Genomic DNA, 25448 nt, shown 5'->3' on the forward strand with positions numbered 1-25448 from the left:
GACTATTCTCCTGCCAAGTCAGTTGCCGAGGCAGTTTTGACTGCCGATGTTGCCATGGCGGCGGAGAGTCCCACCGCAACGAAGAGGAAGAGCGGGCATGCGAGGTACGTCAGCCACGGGTTGACGACGAAGTCAATGCTCGACGCCCCAAGGAAACGAGACACAGAGCCAATCAACAGAGGACCAAGCAGGTTTGCCAGAACAGTGCCTGCAATGACGCCACCTGCAAGAATCAACCACATTCGGGTCACGTACTGAACGCGAATGTCATGTTTCGAGGCGCCAATCATTTGCTGAATAGCGATCGGAAGCTTGTCGCGTGCGAGCAGCATTTGCGTAAACAAGGCCGTCATCAACGCGGCGAGCGCTGCGGCCACGATCGTTGACACTGTGGCTGCCGTTTTGACCTGCGAAATGGTGCCGGACAAGGATCGCTCGACGAGTTCCGTGGACTTTGCGACGCGCCCCGGGGCGAAGGAGTCCGACCATTCGCGGATGAGTGCGTCAGCATTTGCGCCGTCACGAAGACCCACGGCAATGGTGTAGACCATGGGTGTTCCAGAGTCCTTGCCGAGATTGGCCTTGGCGGTGCGACCACCGTTGGTGACATCTTGATAGATGCCGGAGACGGTCAGTGTATGACTAGTGTCCGTTCCGATGTCCCGGTACTTAACGGTGTCGCCAACTTTTACGGACAGGTCGTTTGCGGTCGCCCAGGACAGGGCGATGTCGGTGTCCTTCTTTGGCCCCACACCGTCGGTATAGGTGACGGGGAAGACGTTGTGGTCTCCGTTCTGAATCGACTGCGATATCCATTCGTTTTCGGCGACGTTGAAGAACTCGTAACCGCTGGTGACAAATCCGACTTCCTTCTCTACATCAGGGTGTGCAGCGAGTTCTTCACGCGCGCTGTCAAAGCGCTCCTCCATGCCGTCGGCAGAGCTGCGCAGGTCGATGTACACATCCGATCGAGCAATACCCAGGTAGGAGATGAAACTCTCATCGGAGATGGTTGTTGCCATGTTGATGGGCACAATCATGATGAAAGCGCTGGCAATGAACACCGATGCTGTAAGGGCGTAGGTGCGTGCACGGCCGAGAACATCCATCAAGCCGAGACGGATATGCAGCGGAGTTCGCCGTGAAGTGTGGAGTGAGAGTCGTGACCGGTGAGCTGTGGCAGCAGCTGGCGACGTCAGCGCATCGAGTGCGGGGATTCGGTTGATTTTCCGCAGAAGGAGCTGTGTGAACAACATGAACGCACCCAGCATTAGAAGTGCGGGGATCGCGGGAATGATGAATCCGGCAAGTCCGGTGTGGGTGGTGCCGTTGTACATGGCGACGTTCTCGGTGAGATACGGCGTCAAAACCAGGGTGCCAAGGAAGCCAAGCACAGTCGCTGCACCGGCGAGGAGAGCGTATTTACGCAAATAGATGCTTTTGATGGTGCGCGAAGGGATGCCAATTGCCTTCATAACACCGATTTCGTGGCGATCCTGTTCTGCTGTAGTCAGGAAAGCGAAGCGAAGGCACAATGCCGCAATGGTCAGCAGCAGAAGCGACACAACGATGACAATGGCAGCGAGAATGCCATCTGATAGGACAGTGAGCATCTTGAAGTCGTCACTGCTCAGCGCCATTCCGTCTGCCGGCAGCCCGGATTCCGCATAGTCCTGCTGGAATGAACGCTTGTTCGCACTATCGGTCAATGCGAATTCGATGAGATACTCCGGCGCACCAAGGTGGTCGCGAAGAGTATCTGCATCCTTGTCGTTAATAAGGAAGCGTTTCGACGACGCCAGCCCCGGATTCATCATCGAATCTCGAAGGAAACTGCTGACGGTGAAGTCGTGGGTCACGTCGCCAGCTTTAACGGTGACGGTGTCGCCGAGTTGCAGGTCGAGGCGTTCGCGGTGATAGATCGGCACTGCGATATCACCGGGGGCGACGCTGAGAGGTTTGTTATCCAGATCCAGCAGGATATCCATGGACGAGTTCTGCGTGACCAGCGAATTGTCCTGCGAATCTTCAGTGTTCGCGGTGTTGTTGAAAAGTAGCTGGGAGTTGTCAACGGGAAGCATTTCGACGACGTGTGTTGCTGTGACATCGTCGCGTTTCAGTGCCCACTCATTGATACGCGCCGGGTCCTTCTGCATGTCCAAGGTCCCCGCGTGCATCTGGACAACGGAAGGGGTTTTCGCGACTTCAAAGAGATCATCGACTGCTGTAGCAAGGGTTGTGACAATGGATGCGCCCGTTGCGGCGAGGAGAACGGACAATGCCATCAGCAGCATCAACATGATGTTGATCCCGACCGATTTACGCAGGTCAGTTCGTACTATGCGGTTGGTGATACTCCCGGTGCGATTAGGAGCTTTTGGTGGTGGTATGCGCGTGTTCATGAGGGGGACTCCTGGTGTGTGATCCCGAAAATGGCGCTTCCTGGTGCGGTGATGGTGCCCGGTGCAGCGCCAAGCGAACGCTCGATAATGGTGAGCGCAGCGTTCAAACGCTCAGTCATAAGTTCATGGGTCTTTCGTTCACGAAGCTCCGGATCAGCGATAGCCGTAATAGCGGGATCCTCAGTGGCGTTGTCAACAGCAGGAATGAGGCTGGCGAGCAGCAGCTCAATGACGGAATCCGGATGAGAGACATCGAAAATCCCTTCCGCAATTCCTTCCTTCACCACCGAACTCAGAATCGGAGCAGTCGCATTTATGCTCCGCTGTGTGCTCGCTCGATGGATTTCCGGGTGCTCATCCAAATACTTGAGTATCAACGCCTCTTCACCCTGCGGATTCTGCGCGATAACCACCAACAAACATTTCGTTGGGATATCTAGATCGCGCCGGGCTGCAACCTCCCGCGCCCGTTCAATGCCGATGGCCACTTGCTTGTCGACGATCGCCGACAATACCTCATCCTTAGAAGAGAAGTGGTGATAGAACGTGCCCTTGGCTATGCCAACTTCAGAAATGATGTTCTGCACAGACGTGTGCACGAACCCCTGTTGAGCGAAAAGCCGCGCCGCTGCATCGACGATCTCAGCTCGGCGCACGCTCGTTGGTTTAGAAATGCGAGGTGAGTGTCCGGGCGACTTCGATTGCTTGCCAACCATGACGACGGCTCCCACTCCGATGCTGTAGCTCCAGTGCAATGTGAACTGCAAACCGACTGCCGGTCGGTTCACCTCCAATGCTACCGACCGTCGGTCGGTTAGGCAACGAAAAAGCCCCGTAACCAGTGTGAAACTGGCCACGGGGCGAATCGTCGTGAAGCTAGAAACTAACAGTCAAAATACAACTCAAACTCGTGCGGAGTCGGGCGCTTGCGATCCGGCAGGATCTCATGCTGCCACTTGTAATCGATGTAGCTCTCGATCAAATCCTCCGTGAACACATCGCCAGCGGTGAGGAACTCGTGATCCTCACGCAGCGCCTCCAACGCCTCTTCCAAGGAAGTTGGCACCTGAGGGATGTCCTTCAATTCCTCCGGTGGCAGCTCGTAGATGTTCTTATCGACGGGCGCCGATGGCTCAATACGATTCTTGATGCCATCAAGGCCAGCCATCAGCATCGCCGAGAATCCCAAGTACGGGTTGCCCGATGGGTCCGGAGCACGGAACTCAATGCGAGTTGCCTTCGGGTTGCCGTCGGTAAGCGGAATACGAATTGCCGCCGAGCGGTTACTCTGCGAGTACACGAGGCTCGTTGGAGCTTCGAAGCCAGGAATCAAGCGGTGGTACGAATTCAGCGTTGGGTTAGTGAACGCCAAAATTGCGCCCGCGTGCTTGAGCAGACCACCGATATAGAAGCGGGCCATGTCGGATAGACCTGCATAGCCGTCCTCGTCGTGGAAAAGTGGCTTGCCGTTCTTCCACAGTGACTGGTGGGCGTGGAGGCCACAACCGCCGTCGTCGGCAAGTGGTTTTGGCATGAAGGATGCAACCATGCCATTTTCCTTCGCCGTGTTCTTGGTGATGTACTTGAACGACATCAGATCATCGGCTGCGCGAAGAAGAGAATCGAAGCGGTAGTTGATCTCCTGAATGCCACCCGTTGCCACCTCGTGGTGGAAGCGTTCGATGGTGAAACCGTAATCGATGAGGCGACGAACCATGCGGTCGCGAATTCCGACCGTCTGGTCATACGGCGCGACAGGGAAGTAGCCACCAAAGACGCGAACCTTATTGCCCAAGTTCGGCGTTCCATCAATACGTGTCTTGTTCCCGCGGTTCCACCAGCCCTCTTCCGAATCAACTTCGTAGAAGGACTGATTGACCCCAGTCGAGTACCGAACTGAGTCGAACACGAAGAACTCTGGTTCGATACCAAAGCTGCAGGTGTCTGCAATGCCGGTATCGACCAGGTACTCCTGAGCCTTCCGTGCAATATTTCGCGGGTCACGGCTAAAAGGAGCGCGCGTGATCGGATCATGCACGAAGAAGCGCAGGTTCAGAGTCTTCTCTTCGCGGAATGGATCCAGTCGAGCTGACTGGGGATCCGGGAGCAAATGCATGTCGGAGTTTTCGACTGATGCGAATCCGCGAATAGAGGAACCATCGAAAGCAAGCCCCTCCTCGGCGGATTCTTCTGTGAACTCCGAAGCCGGAATTGAGAAGTGCTGCTCGACACCGGGAACATCGGTGAACCGAACATCGATAAACTGCACATCTTCTTTCTTGATGTACTCGATGAGTTCAGCCGTTGTTGTGGCCTGAGGCTGCGGAGACTGCGGGGAGGTTGCGGACGATGGACGGGGAGTCTGAGAAGACACGATGATGGCGGCTCCTAACAAGCCGCTAGGGGTGGGTTGAGGTGCGTAGGGCAGCGACTGAAGAGTCAACTAGGACAGAGCTGGGCTCTCCCAGAGGTTGAGCTTCGTGCCGATGCCCTTCGCCAATGCGTTTTCGTAGACATCTGTTGCCCACGCTACGTCTTCCACAGGCATGCCACCGATGGAATAGCAGAAAATCTGCTCGTCATTCTGACGGCCTGGAGCCTTGCCATCGGCGATGTCACCGATATTGACAAGCTTCTCCTTTGGCAGGGTGCCCTCTTCCGTCATGTCCCACCAGCGGTTGCCAGGAATGCCCAGCAGGTCTTCGTAGGTCACGTCTGGGCCGTTCTCGTTGAACCACTCTTCGTACAGACCGGTGTAGTCGAGCACCAGGTTCGCGTCGTCGGAGGTGATGAAGTCGTCGTCGAAACGAGCAGCAGCTGGGCACAGGAGCAGTGCGCCTGGCTTGATCCATTCCTTCTTGAAATATGGGAATCCGCTTGGGCCGTCCTTCGAGGTGGAGGTACCACCGATGACGATGTCGGAACCCTCGATTGCTTCCTGTTCAGAATCAACGACGGTGACGTTGAGCTCTGGGTACTTCTCGGTGAAGAAGTCAGCGGCACGCTGGGTGGAGCCGGCAGAGCGACCCTTGATCTTCAGATTCTTGATGCCTGGGCGCTGGGTGAGGGCAGCGTCGAAGATGGTGCGGCTCATAACACCAGGTCCGATGATGCCGACCGTCTTCGAATTTTCCAGTGCGAGGTGCTTCACGCCGACGCCAGGAACCGCGCCCGTGCGGTACGCGGACAGCAAGTTCGCGGACATGATTGCCTTTGGGGCACCGGTCACGGTGTCGTTGAGAACGAAAACGTGAATGGAGCGTGGCAGATCGTTGGCGCGGTTCTCCGCGTTCGAGCCGTACCACTTGACACCCGTGCCGTTGAAGCGACCGCCCAGGTAAGCGGGCATGGCCATGAAACGGCGGTCCGGGCCGTCGGCTGGCATGCCGTCGTGCTCAGGGTTTTCCGGGAAGTTGATCTGTGCGCCGTGAGAGTTCGCAGAAGCGCCAGCCATGCGGTAGTCACCGCGAGCAAGCAGGATGAGGGTTTCTTCCATCGTGTCCACGCACTTTGCGGAGTCGGTAACTCCGGCTTCGATCATGTCTGGTTCGCTCAGGTAGAGAAAGTCGATGCGTGGAGAATCCTGTGAGGAGGTCAAAGATGCCTTTCCATAGACTACGGAAACCACACAGTTCAATTGTCAGATACCCACACAGCTACGCACCGAGAAACAAAAGCAAGCCAAGGTGTACAACGGCACCAGGTAGGCGGAGGAAAATGTCCCTCAACGCAACCGTCTTGGCCGGAAAACCTCAAGCGCGTGTTCGATGCGGTTTATGCGACAAGCCGTGCTTGAAGTATCTGGAATGGTCCGTAATCGTACTCAAGTATGTTTCGCTAAAAACTAAATCGAACTATTAACGAACTTACATAAAATGCAGGGCGATTGTTAGGTGAAACATGCCTAAGTGGGTGAATTACGGTAAAAAGTTATCGAATTGAAATGGTATTTGTGGTGTGGATCACTGATCTGGAGAAGATTAGCGTCGACAGGAGTGCGAGTTGCAACAGGGCAATCCCGTACAGCGTATGCAACACAAAACGGCTGGCCACTCAGTTTTTGCGTTGCAAGCGCCGTCACTGATGACCAGCCGTCTATCGATTGAACTACAGCAAATCCTTCAACCGTGGATGCGCGAGCGCCTCTACCGCAGCCTTTGCGTCTGCAGCTGTGCGGGCATCGAGCGCATAAGCAGCCATCTGCTGGCATGTCGTGCGATCATGCAGTTTCAATGCAGCGCGAACAGCCGATACCTTACCCGGGGCCATCGACAAGGAAGAGACTCCCAAGCCAACAAGCACCAGTGCCAAGAGAGGATCACCGCCTGCCTCACCACAGACACTGATTGGCTTACCCGTTGCGGTGCCACCAGCGCAGGTCAGTTTCACCAGCTGCAGGAGTGCCGGCTGCCATGGCGACAGCAGCTCGGACAGAGCGCCCTGCATTCGGTCTGCGGCCATTGCGTATTGCGACAGGTCGTTGGTGCCAATCGACGCAAAGTCGGCAATAGACAGCAACTGATCAGCGCGAATAGCAGCAGCCGGAACCTCCACCATGATGCCAACCTTCGGCAATCCAACGGCGCGAGCCTTAGCGACGAACCATTCAGCCTCTTCGACGGTTGCCACCATCGGTGCCATCACTCGAAGGTGCGCGATTGATCCGGTCGCCTTATACGCGGCTGCGAGAGCTTCAAGCTGAGTGTCCAGCAAATCCTCGCGTGCCATGGACAAGCGCAAACCGCGACGACCCAACGCTGGATTTTCCTCTTCACCCAGGTCAGCAAAGCTCAGCGGCTTGTCGGCACCGGCATCCAGAGTGCGAACCACGACGCGACGAGTACCAAAAGCCTCCAGTACCTGCGTGTATGTCTTTGTCTGCTCTTCCAGCGACGGCGCATCATCACGATCCAAGAACAAGAACTCAGTCCTAAACAGGCCTGCGCCTTCAACGTCTTCCTTGGCCGCAGCAGCGGCGTCGTCAGCCGTACCGATGTTGACGAGCAACTTCACCGGGTATCCATCAGCAGTCTGTCCGGCACCGGCGGAAGAAGCGAGCGCAGCTTCACGACGCTTCGACCGAATAGCAAGCTCCTCAACTTCAGCAGCAGACGGATTGAGGATGACTTCACCAGCACCACCGTCAAGAGCGATGATGGTGTCGTCCGCTACCGCATCCATCACACCGTCAACTTTGACGACAGCGGGAATGCCGTGCTGTGCAGCAAGAATGGCAGTGTGGCTGGTGGGGCCACCGAACTCGGTGACAATTCCAATCACGAGTTTCGGATCAAGAGTGGCGGTTTCTGCGGGGGCAAGGTCGTCGGCAAGCAGAACTGTCGGCGTGGTCAGCTGCGGAACGCCTGGCTTTGGCAAACCACGCAGCGCGCAGATCGTGCGATCGCGGATGTCATACAGGTCGGTGACGCGCTCAGCCATATATCCGCCGAGGCTGCCGAGCAGCTGCGCATAATCCTCAACCGCGTCGTGCACTGCCTTGGTCACGCCACTGCCAGCCTTGAGCTTCTTTACGACGGCCTTTGCCAGGGCTCGATCCGTCGCAAGTTGGGCAGTTGCTTCCAGGATCGGACGAGCCTTGGGCGATGCCGTCTCGGCCTGTGCTTTGAGATCGTCGGCGACTGCCTGCATGGCATCGCGTACGCGCTGGCCATCAGCCTCTGGATCCGTCGATGCTGGTTCCGCAGTGTCGACGCCAGGTGCGGGAAGCACCTTCGCGATTGGACCGCTGCCGGTACCGGCGGAGACGCCGATGCCGTACAGAATGGTGTGATCTGACGAAGTCATGGCTAAATCACTCAGCGTCCAGGTCGCGCTCGAGGAGTGCAGCCAATGAATCGAGAGCGTCAGCTGCGCTGTCGTCTTCACAGGTGAGGGTGACTTCGTCACCGTTCTTAGCGCCCAAAGTCATGACTTCGAGGACGCTGGCAGCGTCGGCTTCTTCGCCGTCGCAGGCGATGACAATGTCGAAATCGGTGTCAGCTGCGGCCTGAGCAAAGATAGCTGCCGGACGGGCGTGCAGGCCGACGGAGGAACCAATGGTAGCGGTGCGGGTGATCATGGTGGGGTCCTTTCTAGCGCAGTGAACTATGAGTTCGGCTGCGGGGTTCGTTGTTCAACCGACGTCATGCGTGCAACGTGCAATGCGAGATAGGAAATCTCATCGTCGGTGAGCTCCGCGCCGAGGCGAAGCTCTGCAATTGTGGCCAATTGTTGTGCACAACGGTACGCGGTGAGATCGGATTCGCGGATGGCTTTGCCGATTGCCGAGTGCTCGTTGTTGAGTTGTTTGTGCTGATGAATACGGACGAATAGGTATCGCAGATGCGTGATGAATCTGCCGACGCTGACCGTCGATTGATCCAACGTGATGTCGTATGTTTGCTCGATGACATTCAACATCTGTTGAAGAATGCCCGTCATCGTGTACGTGTACGACAAGTCGCCGGACGAAAAACCAGCATTGACAAGATGAAGCGTCAGGGCGACGGCTTCGGAGTCAGGCAACTCGACGTCGTCAAGCTGCGAGTTCACATATTCGACCATGTCGAGTGCCTGCTGGTATTCGGCGTAGTAGAGATTCCGAACTTCGCCAAGCAATGGATATTCAATTGTTTGTCCGGACTGAGTGCGGGCGATGGCAAGTCCGATGTGATCGGCCAGAGCCATCAGCAGGGTTGGGCTTTGCGACGCTGCCGTCGATAGTCCAGCCTCAGCCATCGCGGAGGTCATGAGCGTGATGTGCTCGATCGGAATTCCTGCGAGGAGTTCAGCCATGTGGTCGGGGTCGCGACCGTCGGAGGGAACGAAGACCCGTACTACCTTTGCCGGATCGACAGGATCCCCCGGGCGGGCCTTGAAGCCAAGCCCACGTCCGGTGACGATGACCTCACCGGAAGTGTCTTTAGCCAAGACCACGTTGTTGTTGAAAACTCGCAGGACTTCCATGACTTCGCTTTACAGGGTTACCTTAATGACGCTCTGGCCAGCAGCCACATCATTTCCAGCCAGTGGCTCCACCGTCTGCATAGCCGCCGTGTTGGTGACAGTCATGATCGTGGTGGTGTCGTAGCCAGCATTCTTTACTGCTTCAAAGTCTACGTAAGCAAGGGTGTCACCCGCACGTACGCGCTGCTTCTTTTCGACGCTGACCGTGAAGCCTTCGCCCTTCATCTTGACCGTATCGAGGCCAACGTGAACGAGAACTTCCACGCCATCGTCGGTCTTGATTCCGAATGCGTGTCCGGTCTTTGCGACGGTCATCAACACACCCGAGACTGGTGCAACTACTTCCGACGAAGATGGCTTGATGCCGACACCGTCGCCAAGCGCGCGGGAGGCGAAGACCTTGTCGTCGACTTCATCGAGGCTCACGACGTGACCAGCAAGTGGTGCGCCGACTTCGACAACGCCGTCTTCGGAGACTGTAGAAGCGGTGTCAGAAGAGTCTGCGGAAGCAACGGAAGCTGCGGTAGCAGCCGAGGCAGCAGTAGCACCTGCGATTGGAGCGGATTCTGGTGCAGCGTCTGCGACAGCTGCGTCGCCGGTGGTGGTGCCTGCTGCTGCGAGGACTGCGGCGCGCTCTTCAGGGGTGCGGTAGTCAGTGAGGATGATGGCGAACATTGCGACGAAGAATGCAACAGCAACTGCGATCGCGTAGACCCACATTGGATCGAAGACTGGGATGGTGAGCAGAGAAGTGAATGCGAAGGCCTGAGTCTTCACGCCGTGGAATGGTGCGCCGAGGATAGCGATGGTCAAGCCGCCTGCGAAGCAGCCGATGAGCATGCGAGGGTAGATCCTCTTGAAGCGGAGGTGAATACCGTAGAGGGAAGGTTCAGAGATACCACCCAGCAGGCCGGCAGCGAGTGCACCGGTAGCGGTCTGACGCATTTGCACGTCACGGTCACGCATCGACAGGACGAGAACACCAGCGGTGGCACCGAAGCAAGCAAAGTTCCATGCGCCCATTGGGCCCTGGATGAAGTCGTAGCCCAAGGTCTGAATGTTCATGAGCATCAGAGCGTTCAGTGGCCAGTGCAGACCCAATGGAACGAGGAATGGGTACATCAATGGGATTGCGATAGCAAAGACGAACGGTGCGTTGTTGTTCATCCAGGCGAGGCCTTCGCCGAGGCCGTTACCGAGCCAGACGCCAAGTGGTCCGACGAGGAATGCTGTCAGTGGAATCATGACCAGCATGGAGAAGAAAGGTACGAATACCATCTGTACGTTCTCTGGGAAGACCTTCTTCAAGCCCTTGTACACAACCGCGAGGATCGCCACCATGATCAACGGCACGAAGACCTGACCGGAGTAGTCATTGAGCTGCAGCGGAAGACCAAAGATCGTGGTCGAGCACTGTTCGGTGCCCAGTGTTGCGTTCGTGGTACATACCGTGTCCGCGAATGCTTCTGGGTCCGAGAGCTTGATGAATTCTGGTGTCATCAGTGAACCCATGATCGTGGCACCAAGCCACGGGTCAACATTCAGCTTCTTGGAGGCGTTGTACGCAACCATGATTGGCAGGAAGTAGAACACGCCACGCCACATAGCATCAACGAAGATCCACGATGCTGCCTTGTCCTCTGCGCGGAAGTCAACGATGCCAAGCGCATCCATGACAGCTGCAAACGCAATGATCAGCGAAGCACCGAGCAAAACGCCCAGCAGTGGGCGGAAGGAATCGGACAGGTACTCAAAGAAATTGTCGAGCCACGAGTACTTGCCATGAACCTTTGAACGAGCTTCTGCCTTGACATCAGCATCGGACTTGTCGTCGCCGCCGGCAGCAGCGTTGCGGTTCTTCATCGCTGGCAAGCGCTTGATTTCGTTGTACATCGATTCGACGCCACCGCCGATGATGACCTGGTAGCGATCGCCACTTTGTGGGATCGCGCCCAAGACGCCGTCGAGCTTTTCGACGCTCGCCTGGTCGACCTTCGAGCCATCGTTGAGCTCGAAGCGAAGTCGGGTAGCACAGTGAGTCAGGCTACGGATATTGTCTACGCCGCCAACGCCGGCAACGATGCCTTCTGCTGTTGGGGCTAACTTGGTGCCCATGGAAATCCCTCTTTCGAAAGGCCAGGGCCGTGGCAGGAAAGAAGCTTCTAGAGACACCTAGAAAAACAAAAAAGACCTGAAGCACCACGAAGTGGAGCCTCAGGTCTTGCCTCTTTCGAGTAACAACCCTGGGTTGTATGTCTACTGCCATTGAGTTTAACCCCGGGTTTGTGAGCAATGCAAGAGGCTGTCCCGATTAGTGACATAAGAGACAACCAGTCGCATAGTTTTGGCAAAATGGAGCCATGATTGACGCGCTACGAATCGGAATTATTGGTGCTGGAGCAGTCGGTGGATGGTTCGGTGGCCGTCTCGCGAAGGCTGGCAAGGACGTCCGTTTCCTCGCCCGAGGCAAGACACTGGAAACGCTTCGCACCACAGGTCTCAGGCTCATTGACGAAAATGGAGTCGAAGAGATTCTGCAGGTCAAAGCCGCAGATAACTGGGATGAACTTGGCGACGTCGACGTCATTCTCGTCTGCACCAAAGCGTTGCCGGGACAGGATACGTTCCCAGCTGTTCCCGCTGGCGTGCCTATCGTGACAACTCACAATTCCGTCGAAGTCCCACACCTGGCAGCCGAGCAATTCGGCGAGGACAACGTCCTGCCCGGCATCATTCGGGGCTTCTTCATCCATACCGGACCAGCAGTCGTTGAGTTCCGCCCCGGCCCACAAAGTCTGAACATTGGCACATTCGATGGACGTCCAAGTGAGCTCGTCGACAAGCTCATTTCAGACTTGCACGATGCAGGTTTGGGAGGGGAGCACTTGCCGAATATTTGGGTCGACATCTGGACCAAAGCCATGTTCGTATCCACATTCGGCGCGCTGGGTGCGCTGGCGCGACAACCAATCGGCTACTTGCGGACTGAACTCCGCGACAGCTTCGAAGCCTTGATCCGCGAAGCCGAGCAGGTTGCACGTGGTCATGGGGTTCCGCTTGCCGACGACATTGTTGAAGCGACGCTGGCATTCGGAGATCAGCAAGGCCCGGACAATACGACATCAATGCAGCGCGATATTTATGACGGTGTTGCCAACGAGCTAGACGCACAAGTAGGAGCGATTCGACGCATGGGCGACCGAGTGGATGTGGACACTCCGTTGCTGGATCTTGTCCACGGTGCGCTTGATGGTCGAATCACTGCTGGTGAGTGTTAGTGCAGCTGGATTGCCTTAGCTGACACTTCGGTTGTCAAGCGATTAGTAACGCTTCGGCATGATGATCCACGCCGCAATGTAGACGAGGAACTGTGGTCCTGGCAGCAGAAACGATGCAACGAACAGGACACGGAGCAGGGTAGAGGAGACGTTGTAGCGTTCCGCGAAACCGCCGAGAACACCCGCAAGCATCTTGTCATGGGACGAGCGCATCAGCTGGTCACGTGACGTTTGCAATGGCAGGCCATCGGCGCCGTATGCCGGGTAATTGGTTGGATTGCCGAATGGATTGGTGTTGTTTGTGCTCATGTCTATGACTGTATTTCCCTGACGACGATTGCACAGTAGCGTGCACGCTACTTTCTCGGTGGTGTTGGCGTGCAGGTAGTTGCTTAACCTGATTCGCAGGCCATTTCCATTCTTCCCACTCCGGAAATGCGGAAATGGCTAAATCGGCTGTGCGCACGTTGGTGCCAGTGCCTGAGGGGTACGTGTTTAAAACGAAAACCAACGAAGGCCAAAAAACGCGCTCTCCATGTGGAGAGCGCGTTTGGTGTAACAGACTGGATCTAACTCAATGAGTTAATTAGATACGGTCGTCGCGGCGGCCGTTGTGACGATCCAGGCCATCGACACCCTCAGTCTCGATCTGCTCCTTACGGAGCTCCTCGGTGTGAGTCTCGGTCTCGCGGATCTTGTCCTTTGCGAGGCCAACCTTCTCTACTGGAACGGTTTCCTTCTGGATGTTGACGCGTTCCTCGTGCAGAGTGACCGAAGCTTCATCGTCGCCAAGATCGGTGTTCATGTGGCGTGCTTCGTCACGGGTGATTGGCTCGCGCTCGATGCGAACTTCCTCGCGAGTGACTGGAACCTCGACGGTCTCGGTGTCGGTCACGACGTGCTTGCGCAGGCGTACCTCGCCGGTCTCAACGCGCTCCTTGTCGACGTTCAGGCGCTCCTCGGAGCGAACAACTGCGTCGTCAGCGGTGCGGTCACGATCGAAGTCACGATCACGATCCAGGTCGCGGTCTGCGGTCAGGCCAGCGCCTGCACCTGCGCCCATGCCGGCCTCGCGGTGACGATCGTCATGCAGGCCATCGCGACCATCACGACGGTAACGCTCGGTGTCCTGGGTGTCAGAGAGCTCGTAGTGCTCGTAGATGCGCTTCTGATCCGATGGGGTCAGGACATTGTCCTTGCCAAGATCTGGAGCATCCTTGATGCGATCCTTCGAGAACGCAAGGTTCAGGTTGCTGCCCTCAAAGCGGTGGCCTCGCATTGGCACCAGGCTGGAGCCCATGCCGAAGAGACCGTGTCCGACCTCAACAAAGGTTGGCTGGCCGGAGTTGTCATCAACGTAGACTTCCTTAACGTCGCCAAGCTTGTCGCCATTGCGGTCGTAAGCGGTGGAGTTGAAAAGGTCCTTGATGTTCTTCTCGGTAGTCATTTGTGGAACTTCCTTTCGTGGACTGCTTCACACAACCGTTTGGCTGTGCGTCGTGCTGTCTATCTCTAGGGAGTTTCGCCCTTGTTGATTTCTTCGATCTGCAAGAGCGCTTATCGCTCTCGCTAGCTCGTTGCTATCAACGTGGTTCCCACCGTAAACGACATCGGTTGCATTTCGCAGCCCAATTTCCGCAGGTAGGGGAACTATTAATTCCATTATCACCCGATAAATGAATGTTGATATAAAGAAATGGTCCGGGTCCGTTTTTTCGGTTCACCTTGCATTTTTATTGGCTCGAAACCTCAAACGGGTGAATAGAATTGCAGTTTGGTAAATATCAAAATTGCAGCCCCATTGTGTTGCCTGTGGGGCGTATGCGATTCCAATCTCGATCGCCAATCGGAGTGAAATCCACACAATTGAACGTCACATCCGACATGTGCCTGAGTCGTCGCATGACTAGCTCACGAGAATCATTCCATCGCGGTAGGTGTACCAGAAGGGCAGGTCCTTCTTCTGGGGATGTGTCCAGTGGACTTCGAATTCGTTGGAACCGTTCGGGAAGGCCTTTGCGACGTTGCCTGTGCGCGTACCCCACTCAGATGCGGCGTGGAATCCGGCTGGCACCGGTGCGACATCCACGTATTCGCCCTTGTGGAAGAAAAGAACTGCCTGCGGACTCGAACCAGTACCTCCCTCAACCGTGATGACCTTTGCTGACAAGTCAGCGCAAGGGTTGTGAGGGGCTGACAGGTAGGTATCTTCGACCCACGTTTCAGCATCTGAAATATGGCCGTGAGACTTAGCGGAGTCGATTGCCTGGGAGAGTGCTACCTCGCCTGGCAGTGTTCCGCACTCTTGGGTCGAGCGTGCGGCTTCCGTGGGTGCTGGAGCGTCAGGCGAAACCGTGGGTGCGGCGGTTGCCAACGATCCAGAAGCAATACCAAGTCCTAGCGCAACGAAGCCAGTGGCGAAGGAGCGGGCAAGAGAGATTGGGAAAATCGGGGTATCGGGACGGTCGTAGATGGGCATAGTTTCCTTTCTTCTCTGCAAGCAGAGTTTGGCCTCAAAGGAGCCTTGAGACTGGAATCGAAATGCTCAGGGATGATCCCGTACCCCATTCATAGCCCGAATGGTGAAGGAGATTCAATAGTGGTCCCTGCCACAAGTAGTGAGGGCGCGATGCCTCCGAAACCCACGAAACCCCTTCCAGGTGGAACCTGAAAGGGGCGATCGTCGTAAAGCTAGAAACTAGCAGTCGTAGTACATCTCAAACTCAAGTGGAGTTGGGCGCAGGCGAGCTGGCTCAATCTCGTTGGTGTACTTGTAGTTGATGTAGGTCTCGATGAGATCCTCGGTAAAGACATCACCTTCGAGCAGGAACTCGTGGTCATTGCGAAGCGCTTCCAGCGCAGTCTCAAGAGAGGTAGGTGCCTGTGGGATGCCGGCGGCTTCCTCAGGTGGCAGCTCGTAGAGATCCTTGTCCACTGGTGCGTGTGGCTCGATGCGGTTCTTGATGCCGTCGAGGCCAGCCATCATCATCGCAGCAAAGCCCAGGTAAGGGTTGCCGGATGGGTCTGGAGCACGGAACTCGACACGCTTGGCCTTCGGGTTCGATCCAGTAATTGGGATACGGACAGCAGCAGAGCGGTTACGCTGCGAGTACACCAGGTTGATTGGGGCTTCGAAGCCCTTGACCAAGCGGTGGTAAGAATTCAGCGTTGGGTTAGTAAACGCCAACACAGCACCTGCGTGGTGCAGGATGCCACCGATGTAGTAGCGCGCCATGTCGGACAGACCTGCGTAGCCGGACTCGTCGAAGAAAAGTGGCTCGCCATCCTTCCACAGCGACATGTGAGCGTGCATACCCGAGCCGTTGTCGCCAGCAAGTGGCTTTGGCATGAAGGTCACCGACTGGCCGTTACGCCACGCAGTGTTGCGGATGATGTACTTGAACGTCTGCAGATCATCAGCTGCAGCGAGCATGGAGTTGAACTTGTAGTTGATCTCCTGCTGGCCACCCGTGCCGACCTCATGGTGCTGACGCTCCAACACGAAACCAGCCTTCGCCAGCTCGAGGCTCATTTCATCGCGCAGATCCTGGAAGCGGTCATACGGAGCGACAGGGAAGTAGCCCCCCTTGGTACGAACCTTGTATCCCAAGTTTGGCGAGCCATCAGCTTCAGTGTCATTGCCACGGTTCCACCAGCCAGTGGACGAATCGACTTCGTAGTAGCCGGAATTCGTATCCGTCTTGAACTTCACGTTGTCGAAGACGTAGAACTCGGCCTCGGCACCGAAGTAGCAGGTGTCGGCGATACCCGTCGAAATCAGGTATTCCTCTGCCTTCTTCGCGACGTTACGAGGATCACGCGAGAACGGCTCCAAGGTGAAAGGGTCGTGGACGAAGAACTTGATGTTCAGCGTCTTTGCCTTGCGGAAAGGGTCGATCTTTGCTGTTGCGAGGTCAGGCAGCAAAGACATATCGGACTCATCGATGGTGGTGAAGCCGCGAATCGACGAACCGTCAAACGCCAGTCCCTCGGCCATTGCATCTTCAGTGAATGCAGATGCCGGGATGGTGAAGTGCTGCTCGGTGCCGGGAACGTCAGTGAATCGAACGTCAACAAACTCGACGTTCTCCTCCCGGATATAAGCGACGACTTCTTCTGGGGAGTTGAAGGTCATTTACGGTCTCCTTACTAGACCCTGCCGCAGCCCATAGTTGGGGCTCGGTAGTAATACGGCTGGTACGTAAATTCAATTCTAACGAAAAGAGAACGAGAAATATCATTCGACTTCCGGGGCACGGTAGCTGCCGTCCAGACTCTGACTCGGCACCGGCCTGTGCGCAGGAAAAACGTCGCCCCATGTACCTCATCAATCCTGCGCGTTGGTTCCAAACTAGGGGACGCTAAACTATGGAGCCATGGCAGAAAAAGGTAGCTGGCTCGACGGTCCGCAGATTCCAGGCGAGTACGATAATCCCGAGAAACTCTCTGATTACCCCGGCGAGAAGCTCGGTCTTGCTCCATCCGGCCCGGGCTCGCAGGCGACATTGATGCGCCGTGTGGGTGGCATTCTTATCGACTGGTTTATCAGCCTCATCATCACCGTCATCCCATACCTGTTTGTCGGCCCTTCGGAGAAGCAGCTCGAGGCATTTCAGGATCCGTTCATTGCCTGGCAGTCCTTCACCGCAACGTGGACTCCCGTGATTTTCCTCATTCTGGGCACGGTGTCCGTGTGGCTGTTCGCACGCACTCCTGGCCAAGCTGTGCTTCGCATGGGTGTAGCTCGCGTTGACCATCCCGGTGAACGCGTTGGTTTCCTTCGCGCTTTTGGCCGTAGCTTCCTGACCTTGCTGCTTCTCCCGCCAGCCATCACCGACTCGGATATGCGCGGAATGCACGATCGCGCCACCGGTACTGCGGTCATCGTCGGCTAGAAAGCTTTCGCATTACGACGCCCAGGGACACCAAAGCCCCTCACTTCCATCCACATGTGGACGGCGGGTGAGGGGCTTCGTTGTGAAATGATGCTTTGCTGTGCGGTGTGCAGTGAGCGCTTTGCTGGCGTACTACACGAGCGCCACGATGAGGATCTGCGCTAAGACGATCTTGGCGACCATCGCCATCGGATACACCGTCGTGTAGCCCATTCCGGGCAGCTCGTTCTTCGCCTGATCGTTGACATAGGTGAGCACAGCTGGGTGCGTTTGCAGGCCTGCAAGAATGCCCGCGGTCTGTCCAAATGGAATGCGCAGGAACTTGTAGCCAACAATCAGCGTGACCAATGCCGAGCTAAAGGCGATGATGGCGGCCAAGCCAAGAACCACCAGCGATGATGGCTGAGCCAATGCTTCCTTGAATCCCTTTCCAGCTGTTGTGCCGATACCGGCGAGGAAGAGCGCCAAACCGACCGTGCGGAAAGCCAAATTGGCAGAGTACGGAATTGGCCAGACCAATGGTCCGGTACGACCAAGCGCGCCCAGAATCAGCGCGACAATGAGAGGGCCACCAGCAGAACCCAACGACAAGCTTCCGCCACCAGGCATAGGGAACGGAATCATGCCGACGAGAATGCCAAGCAATAAACCCACGAACATGGGCAAGAGATTGACATCCGACAACTTCTTGTAGGAGTCACCGAAGAACTTCGTTGCGCGATCAATGCGATCAGGGGTTGCTACCACTCGGACTCGGTCACCGAGCTCGAGCTTCATGTCTGGAGAGGCCACCATATCCAAGTCGCCACGACGGACACGGGTGATAATCATGCCCTCCATCTTCTTGTGCAACGACGACAGTGGAGTGCCACAGACATCAGGTGCTGACACGAAGATGCGACGGAAATCGAGACGAGTGTCGTGCGTAGGGTCGCCCGGAACGAGTTCGCCAATCTTCTCTACCGCCAGTGGCAGCTCTTCTTCTGTACACACGACTGACAAGACATCGCCGACCTCTGCAGTGTCTCCCAACTCTGGGACGAATAGCCGCCCCTTGTGCTCGATACGAGACACAATGATGTCGAGTTTGAATTCATGTGGCATATCCGTCACAGAAGGAAGACCTGGCTTAGTAACCCGGATGTCACGCGTATGCAGTGGCTTCGCAGCAACACCAGCGTCGATTGCCTCCTGCTGGTGATCGATACGAAACACCTTCGCCATGATTGCGATCGACGCGATCACCGCAAGCACACCAATGGGATAAGCCAACGAGTAGCCAATCACAGGCATCTCAAGCTTTGCCTGCAGTTCGTCGGGATCAGTAAACAAGGTTGGCAACGCATCTACGACTGCAGCCATTGCCGGCGTATTGGTTAACGCACCAGTAAACGTGCCAGCACCCTCGACCGAATCTACCGGTAGGAATTTGACCAGCAAGAATGCCTCAATAGCAATGACTGCCAGGACAATGAAGCCAAAAATATTGTGCCGGATACCCACCGACTTTAAAGACGCGAAAAACTCCGGACCGGACTCCAAGCCAATGGTGTAGACGAAGAGAGCCAAGCCCACGATGTAAATGAGCGGAGGAATCTGAATGCCCGGCTCCAACGTCGCCAAGCCCAAACCCACGAACAGCACTGCGGCAACGCCCAGCTTGAAACCAAAAATTTTGATTTGGCCAAGAGCGAGCCCCACACACATGATGACGATGAGAGCTAATAACTGATTTTCGACCAAGATCTGCACGATCCCTATCGTGGCACAGATTGCGGATTACTACCCATAACAGAAGCTGACTGCACGAGTGATACTTGTTTTGGGACGCTATTGACGGTGCGGAAGCGCCTAAAGAGACGAAAAAGCCATTGTCTTCATACGAAAACAATGGCTATGAGGTAGAAATCATACCCCCAATTGAGGAACCAACGAGGCGGTGATTTCTAGCCGCAGAAAATTACATCAAGCGGGGAAATTAACCGCGACGGTTCTGACGCTCTGCAGCACGACGGGTGCGACGGTTCATGCTTGGCTGACGGACACCCTTTGGCAGGGGACCCTTCGGCATGTTGTTGCGAGCATCGCGAATACGATCCATCGACTCAACGCGCTCGTTCAAAGCGTTGGCTTCGTCCTTGTTCAGATTGCGAGGGAAACGCATCATCTCGCGCTGCAACTTCTTCACTGGAACCTGACCTTCCTCGGTGCCAGTGATGATTTCGTAAATAGGAGTGTCGCCAACGATGCGAGCCAGAGCGCGCTTTTCACGAGCGATCATCTGCTTGACGCGGGATTCGTCACCCTCGCCAACCAGCACGACGCCTGGATTACCGACAACGCGGTGGACAGCATTCATGCTCTGGTCAGCCTGCACAACAGGCTTGGTGTGCCAGACAATGCCAACACCAGACCGCATGTTCTCCAACGCCCACGCAGCGGCACCGGTCTGGCCTTCAGCCTCCGAGAAGAAGCTGCTTTCCAGACGCTTGGTGAAGACGTACATAGCGATCATCAGGCCGATCATCAGACCTGTGAACGGCAATACCCACGCCCATGCGCCACCAATAAGCAAGCCGATGAGAAGGAGCACCAACATTGGTCCCAAAACGCAGAGCAGCATCAGTGGGATCAACTTCTTGTCGCGGGACTTCTGGAGCTTAAACGCTTCCCACATCTGGCCATACTGCTGCTTGCGTTGTGCCTTCTTCGCAGCGCGCTGGGCCTTCTTCGCGGACTTCAGTTCCTCATTATTCGCCATAATTCTTCACTTTAAGCCATGCACCGGGAATAACGACAAATGGCACTCCGCAAAAGAGCGAAGTGCCACTAGGTCTAGCTGAACGAAACCACTGGAGTATCTTCCGACGCGCCGTAACGATCCAACAGCGACGACGCTTCCTGAGCCGTCGTACTGTCTTCAGCCTCAGCCAAATGAGCGAGATTCTCCGGCAACGCCTGGCCACGTGCCGCCATTGCTCGTGCGTACAACTTGCCTGCACGGTAAGACGAACGGACCAGCGGTCCAGCCATAACACCAAGGAAGCCCATCTCAGTGGCTGCCTCAGACAAATCAACGAACTCCTCCGGCTTCACCCAACGGTCGATAGGGTGGTGCAGCGGAGTAGGGCGTAAGTACTGGGTAATGGTCAAGATATCGCAGCCAGCATCATGCAGATCCTGCATTGCCTCAAGGATCTCGGATGACTCTTCACCCATGCCCAAAATCAGGTTCGACTTCGTGACCAAACCGGCTTCGCGAGCACGCGAAATCATTTCCAAGCTGCGGTCATAGCGGAACGCAGGGCGGATCTTCTTGAAGATGCGTGGAACCGTTTCTACGTTGTGCGCAAAAACCTCTGGCTTCGCTTCAAAAACTGCTTCGGCAGCAGAGAGGTCGCCACGGAAGTCGTCGACAAGCAATTCGACACCAGTGTTCGGATTGAGCTCGTGGATCTGACGACACGTCTCGGCGTAGAGCCAGGATGCGCCATCAGGCAGATCATCGCGAGCAACACCCGTGACGGTGGCGTAGCGCAAACCCATCTCGCAGACAGATTCGGCGACGCGACGTGGCTCGTCACGATCCAGCGGATCCGGCTTGGCTGAATTGATCTGGCAGAAATCGCAGCGACGAGTACATTTATCGCCACCGATGAGGAACGTCGCCTCGCGATCCTCCCAGCATTCGTGAACATTCGGGCAACCAGCCTCTTGGCACACAGTGTGCAGCGACGCCCCGTTCACACGATTCTTCATGTCCTGGTATCCGGGACCAGTCTTCACCTGGTTTCGAATCCAGCGCGGCTTAACCTCGATCGGAGTCTCAGCATTGCGAGCCTCAACGCGAAGCAACTTACGTCCTTCAGGAGTAATAGACACAATCTCACCCTACATTCGAAATTGATAGGTTGCTAATAGCTGTGATCGGCGCTGTACAGTCACTTGCCCGTGCGGATATGAATGAGACCCTTCGTCGGATCCGGTGCCGCCGCAAACGAATGATCAGCGACCGTCAACCGTCCTTCAAAAGCATCGATCAAGGCACGCAGAAGTGGCTCGATCATCTCGTCCACTGTCACATCGCGATCGAGCTCTGCTGACAACGTCGTCACGCCGGCGTCCTTGATGCCGCAAGGGACGATGTGATCGTAGAACTCAGTGGTGTTATCGCAGTTCAGTGCCAACCCGTGCATTGTGACACCATGCGTGACACGAATGCCAAGCGCCGCTACCTTCCGATCTTGCTTGCCATCCGACGCTGGAACCCACACTCCCGATCGGCCATCAACGCGACCCGCATCCTTGATACCGGCATCGCGCACCACCTGGATCAAGGCTTCTTCTATACGACGAACGTAGTCAACAACATCGACCGGCTCGGCCAACTTGATAATTGGGTACATGACCAGCTGCCCAGGGCCATGCCACGTGATGCGTCCGCCACGGTCGACATCAACGACCGGTAACCCATTAGTAGGGCGATCCTCAGGTTGGGTGCGCTTGCCTGCGGTGTACAAACTTGGATGCTCGAGAACCAAAATCTGATCGCTAATGGCACCTTCGGCACGTGCCATAGCGAGATCCGCTTGTTTGTGCCACGTCTCCATATAGTCGACGAGACCCAGTCGCTGAATCTCAATGTCATCGTGAGCTGCGCGGATTGGCTGATCTGCCCGAGTAAAAGGTTTGCGTGGAGCTGTCATGGTGCCCTAAAGGATACCCCTGCAGACACAACACTGGCCAAGGGACCCAAAAAGCACGAAACGGCACCGTGAGAATTCACAGGTGCCGTCGTGAAGCGCGGGGAGAAGAGAACTAGAATGCGACGCGCAGGATAGAAACCGTCAGCGCAGAAATGCCTGCAGCTGCCGGCAGGGTGATGATCCAAGCCATGGCAATTGGCTTCATCAGGTTCCAGTTAGCAGCCTTGTTGACGATGCCAACACCGAGGACAGCGCCAATCAGAATGTGAGTCGAAGAAACTGGAAGACCCAGCAGCGAAGCGCCCATGACGACACCGGCTGCAGCGAGCTCAGCGGAGAAGCCAGATGCTGGGTGCATTTCGGTGAGGCCGGAACCGACGGTCTTGATGACGAATCGACCGATGAACCACAGGCCGGTAATCAGTGCGACACCCATCGTGACCATGACTGGCAATGGGACTGCGGACTCAGAAGAAATCGCGTTAGTCTTCAGGACATCGAGAACAGCGACGAATGGCCCAAGCGCGTTTGCAATGTCATTCGAACCATGCGAAAACGCGAAGGCCGACGCGGTGAACACCTGCAGCCAGCTGAACAGCAGGAAGGTGGAGCGGTTCAGGTCGTACTTCTTCAGGGAACGAGCGAAGATGTAGATAGCCATCCAAACGACCGCAGCGATCATGCCCATAATCAGAATGTTGGACAGACTCGACAGACCCAGTTCAAGATTCTTCAGGCCCTTGAACAGCATCATTGCGGAAATGACAATAGAACCGCCGGCAGCGAGAACCGGCACCCACGTTTCCAGTGCGCGGTGCGCGTTGACGTCCTGAGCCTTCGAATCGATCGCGACCAAGTTCTTGTAGTAGTCGGACTCAAGTTCTTCTGGTGTCCAGTCATCTTCCTGCAGCGTCGTTGCATCGCGAACCATCGCGTTGGTGTACGAGATCTGCTGCAGCTCAGTCATGCGATCGAAAGCAGTCTTGTGAGTCTTCTTCAGCTCGGCCTTTTCCTGCTTGAGTTCACGAAGACGGACATCAGCAGTCTCGTTGTACACGAGAATGGACTTCTTGATAGCACCGAACAGGAAGAATGCTGCAACACCACCAAGCAGTGGAGACAAGACCCACGACACAGCGATCATGCCGATTTCGCCCCACTGAACCATCGACCAGCCACCCTTGCCGGTGACAAATCCAACGGTCAGCGCAGCGCCGACGATGCCGCCGACGATGGAGTGCGTGGTAGAAACTGGCCAGCCCATGCGAGTCGCGACCAGAAGCCAAATCGCTGCGCCAAGCAGCGACGACATCATGATGAAGACAAACTCCATCGGGTCAAGACCGTTAATAGCATCAAGGTCAACGATGCCCGAGCGGACGGTATCCGTAACCTCGCCACCAGCCAACACAGCGCCGGAAACTTCAAAAATCGCCGCAACAACAAGAGCCTGCTTCAGGCTCAAAGTGCCGGCACCAACAGAGGTGCCGAAAGAGTTCGCGACATCGTTACCGCCGATTGTGAACGCCATAAAGATAGCGAACGCAACAGTGGTGAACAAGATAATCATGTTTGCTTCTGGGCCGACGAAGTCGACAGACCAGAACGCAAAGATAATGAGCGTGACAGACATCAAGGCACCGAAGAACAGATGCCACCATTTGTTGCTCGTGTCCACGGGCGCACTCATGCCGACAGGTGCGGGATCAGGCGCTGTTTTCACAGTCGTCATTCCTAGGTTCCTTGTCTCATACATAGATGGAGAGCTGCACGAATGCGCAGCTCGACAAGGAAGCATTGTGGCGTATGCGGGTAAGGAAAACCTTGAAAAGGCTTAACCTTAAAAAATCCCAAAGGTTAACTCTAGGAAAACATTTTTCACCTATTGATAATTTGTATATCAATAGGGAAAGCACGTTACGACGAAAACGCCCCCGGCTCCAAAGAGCCGGGGGCGTCGTCGTCAAGCTACTGCGACACAGTGAGCTTAGAGCTCAAGGTCACCCTCGAAGTTGGCGACCTGCAGACGGTCGACAACGGTGGTCATGAAGCGGCCAGCATCAGCACCGTCGACCAGACGGTGGTCGTAGGTGAGTGGGAGGAACGCCATTGCGCGGATGCCAATGGAGTCACCGCCCTGCTCGGACACAACGACTGGGCGCTTCTTGATCGCGCCGGTGCCCATCATGGCAGCCTGTGGCGGAACCAGAATTGGGGTGTCGGAGAGCGCACCTTCGGAACCGATGTTGGTGATGGTGAACGTGCCACCAGCCAGATCGTTTGGCTTAAGCTTATTGTTGCGAGCGCGGTCAGCGATGTCCACGATGGCAGCGGCCAGCTCTGGGAGCGACATGTCCTGTGCATCGTGAATGACAGGGGAGAGCAGACCACGTTCGGTGTCCACGGCGATGCCGAGGTTGACCTTGTCGTGGTAGGTGATCTCCTTTGTCTTGTCGTTCCACGAAGCGTTCACATTTGGATGTGAAACAAGTGCCTCGACGACTGCCTTTGCAAAGAATGGCAGGAAGGTCAGCTTGATGCCGTGCTTGTCCTGGAAATCCTGCTTCTTAGCTGCACGGAGATCCCAGATGCCGGTCATGTCGGCTTCGTGGACCTGGGTGAGCTGAGCGGAAGTTAGCAGGGACTCAAGGGTCTTTGCAGCGGTGATTTCGCGGATGCGGTTAACACGCTGGGTGGTGCCACGCAGCTCTGCGAGTTCTGGGCGAACACCTGCGGTCGACGCTGCCGACTGTGGAGCTGCAGACTCGGTGCTGCCACCTTCAGCTGCGCGGAGCACGTCCTGCTTGCGGATGCGACCACCGATGCCGGTGCCCTCTACGTTTGCCAGGTCAACACCGTGCTTTTCAGCCAGCTTACGAACCAGTGGGGTGACGTATGGGCCATCGGCCTTTGCAGGCTTCTTTGGTGCTTCCTGCTTAGGCGCTTCCTGCTTAGGCTCTGGCTTCTTCTCCTCAGCCTTCGGAGCAGGCTTGGATTCTTCCTTAGCCTCTGCGCGCTTCTCGGCCGGTGCCTCGTCCTGCTCGACTGCAGGAGCAGCATCCTCGCCCTTAGGCTCTTCCTTCGGCTCTGGCTTCTTTGCTTCTGCCTTTGGAGCTGCGTTGGCATCGCCGACTCGTGCGATGACTGCGCCTACGTCGACGGTGTCGTCTTCGTCAGCGAGGATTTCAACGAGGGTGCCTG

Annotated in this window: 20 protein-coding genes; 2 read left to right on the forward strand and 18 right to left on the reverse strand. The window is 56.1% G+C overall.

All coding sequences use genetic code 11. The annotated features are described in order from the left end of the window. Nucleotides 1–2: 2 nt before the first annotated feature. The 8 genes from WG934_RS07955 to WG934_RS07990 all read right to left on the reverse strand — a co-directional run bounded on the left by WG934_RS07955 (nucleotide 3) and on the right by WG934_RS07990 (nucleotide 11483). Nucleotides 3–2402 (reverse strand): ABC transporter permease, encoded by a 2400-nt coding sequence (locus tag WG934_RS07955; protein ID WP_339989607.1) that lies wholly within the window; start codon nucleotides 2400–2402, stop codon nucleotides 3–5. Further along, the gene (locus WG934_RS07960; RefSeq protein ID WP_339989609.1) at nucleotides 2399–3190 is read right to left on the reverse strand and encodes a TetR/AcrR family transcriptional regulator; all 792 of its coding nucleotides are present in this window, start codon (nucleotides 3188–3190) and stop codon (nucleotides 2399–2401) included. The genes WG934_RS07955 and WG934_RS07960 overlap by 4 nt, the downstream gene beginning before the upstream one ends. Before the next feature lie 95 nt (nucleotides 3191–3285). Continuing rightward, the gene (glnA, locus tag WG934_RS07965) at nucleotides 3286–4695 is read right to left on the reverse strand and encodes a type I glutamate--ammonia ligase (RefSeq protein WP_339979657.1); all 1410 of its coding nucleotides are present in this window, start codon (nucleotides 4693–4695) and stop codon (nucleotides 3286–3288) included. 150 nt (nucleotides 4696–4845) lie between these two features. Then, a complete protein-coding gene (locus tag WG934_RS07970) occupies nucleotides 4846–6000 on the reverse strand; it encodes a tyramine oxidase subunit B (RefSeq protein WP_339979619.1) in 1155 nt (384 codons plus the stop codon). A gap of 509 nt (nucleotides 6001–6509) precedes the next feature. After that, nucleotides 6510–8207 (reverse strand): phosphoenolpyruvate--protein phosphotransferase, encoded by a 1698-nt coding sequence (gene ptsP, locus WG934_RS07975; RefSeq protein WP_339979620.1) that lies wholly within the window; start codon nucleotides 8205–8207, stop codon nucleotides 6510–6512. Nucleotides 8208–8214: 7 nt separating this feature from the next. Further along, the gene (locus WG934_RS07980) at nucleotides 8215–8481 is read right to left on the reverse strand and encodes an HPr family phosphocarrier protein (protein ID WP_339979621.1); all 267 of its coding nucleotides are present in this window, start codon (nucleotides 8479–8481) and stop codon (nucleotides 8215–8217) included. A gap of 26 nt (nucleotides 8482–8507) precedes the next feature. Then, the gene (locus WG934_RS07985) at nucleotides 8508–9368 is read right to left on the reverse strand and encodes a PRD domain-containing protein (protein ID WP_339979622.1); all 861 of its coding nucleotides are present in this window, start codon (nucleotides 9366–9368) and stop codon (nucleotides 8508–8510) included. A 9-nt stretch (nucleotides 9369–9377) separates the two neighbouring features. Beyond that, the gene (locus tag WG934_RS07990) at nucleotides 9378–11483 is read right to left on the reverse strand and encodes a glucose PTS transporter subunit IIA (protein WP_339989611.1); all 2106 of its coding nucleotides are present in this window, start codon (nucleotides 11481–11483) and stop codon (nucleotides 9378–9380) included. 245 nt (nucleotides 11484–11728) lie between these two features. Here WG934_RS07990 and WG934_RS07995 point away from each other — a divergent pair, with 245 nt between their 5' ends. After that, the gene (locus tag WG934_RS07995; protein ID WP_339989614.1) at nucleotides 11729–12646 is read left to right on the forward strand and encodes a 2-dehydropantoate 2-reductase; all 918 of its coding nucleotides are present in this window, start codon (nucleotides 11729–11731) and stop codon (nucleotides 12644–12646) included. Between the two features lie 42 nt (nucleotides 12647–12688). Here the strand turns inward: WG934_RS07995 and WG934_RS08000 are convergent, their stop codons facing one another. From WG934_RS08000 to glnA (WG934_RS08015), 4 genes are all read right to left on the reverse strand, one after another. Further along, the gene (locus WG934_RS08000; RefSeq protein ID WP_339979659.1) at nucleotides 12689–12859 is read right to left on the reverse strand and encodes a PspC domain-containing protein; all 171 of its coding nucleotides are present in this window, start codon (nucleotides 12857–12859) and stop codon (nucleotides 12689–12691) included. Nucleotides 12860–13232: 373 nt separating this feature from the next. Continuing rightward, nucleotides 13233–14093: a PRC and DUF2382 domain-containing protein gene (locus WG934_RS08005; protein WP_339989615.1), complete on the reverse strand. Its 861-nt coding sequence runs from the start codon at nucleotides 14091–14093 to the stop codon at nucleotides 13233–13235. Between the two features lie 459 nt (nucleotides 14094–14552). Continuing rightward, complete coding sequence (locus WG934_RS08010; RefSeq protein WP_339989616.1) at nucleotides 14553–15125, reverse strand: LppP/LprE family lipoprotein; 573 nt, start codon at nucleotides 15123–15125, stop codon at nucleotides 14553–14555. 219 nt (nucleotides 15126–15344) lie between these two features. Further along, nucleotides 15345–16781, reverse strand: a complete 1437-nt coding sequence (gene glnA, locus WG934_RS08015; protein WP_339979629.1) for a type I glutamate--ammonia ligase — start codon at nucleotides 16779–16781, stop codon at nucleotides 15345–15347. Nucleotides 16782–17022: 241 nt separating this feature from the next. On the opposite strand from glnA (WG934_RS08015), the gene WG934_RS08020 reads away from it, so the two are divergent. Next, entirely contained in the window at nucleotides 17023–17541 is a 519-nt protein-coding gene (locus tag WG934_RS08020; protein WP_339989617.1) for an RDD family protein, read from the forward strand. Nucleotides 17542–17673: 132 nt separating this feature from the next. On the opposite strand, the gene WG934_RS08025 is transcribed toward WG934_RS08020, so the two are convergent. The 6 genes from WG934_RS08025 to sucB form a co-directional block, all read right to left on the reverse strand. Then, nucleotides 17674–19293, reverse strand: a complete 1620-nt coding sequence (locus tag WG934_RS08025) for an aspartate:alanine exchanger family transporter (RefSeq protein WP_339979632.1) — start codon at nucleotides 19291–19293, stop codon at nucleotides 17674–17676. Between the two features lie 226 nt (nucleotides 19294–19519). Then, nucleotides 19520–20302, reverse strand: a complete 783-nt coding sequence (locus WG934_RS08030; RefSeq protein ID WP_339979633.1) for a DUF4191 domain-containing protein — start codon at nucleotides 20300–20302, stop codon at nucleotides 19520–19522. A 74-nt stretch (nucleotides 20303–20376) separates the two neighbouring features. Further along, entirely contained in the window at nucleotides 20377–21423 is a 1047-nt protein-coding gene (gene lipA / locus WG934_RS08035) for a lipoyl synthase (RefSeq protein ID WP_339989618.1), read from the reverse strand. 59 nt (nucleotides 21424–21482) lie between these two features. Then, on the reverse strand, nucleotides 21483–22247 hold the full coding sequence (lipB, locus tag WG934_RS08040) for a lipoyl(octanoyl) transferase LipB (RefSeq protein WP_339989619.1): 765 nt from the start codon (nucleotides 22245–22247) through the stop codon (nucleotides 21483–21485). A gap of 112 nt (nucleotides 22248–22359) precedes the next feature. Further along, complete coding sequence (locus WG934_RS08045) at nucleotides 22360–23937, reverse strand: inorganic phosphate transporter (RefSeq protein WP_339989640.1); 1578 nt, start codon at nucleotides 23935–23937, stop codon at nucleotides 22360–22362. Nucleotides 23938–24234: 297 nt separating this feature from the next. Beyond that, nucleotides 24235–25448, reverse strand: a 1214-nt coding sequence (gene sucB / locus WG934_RS08050) for a 2-oxoglutarate dehydrogenase, E2 component, dihydrolipoamide succinyltransferase (RefSeq protein WP_339989621.1), incomplete at its 5' end; no start/stop codon positions are given.

It is taken from the genome of Corynebacterium sp. H78, from assembly GCF_037572275.1.
In the GTDB taxonomy this organism is placed as follows: domain Bacteria; phylum Actinomycetota; class Actinomycetes; order Mycobacteriales; family Mycobacteriaceae; genus Corynebacterium.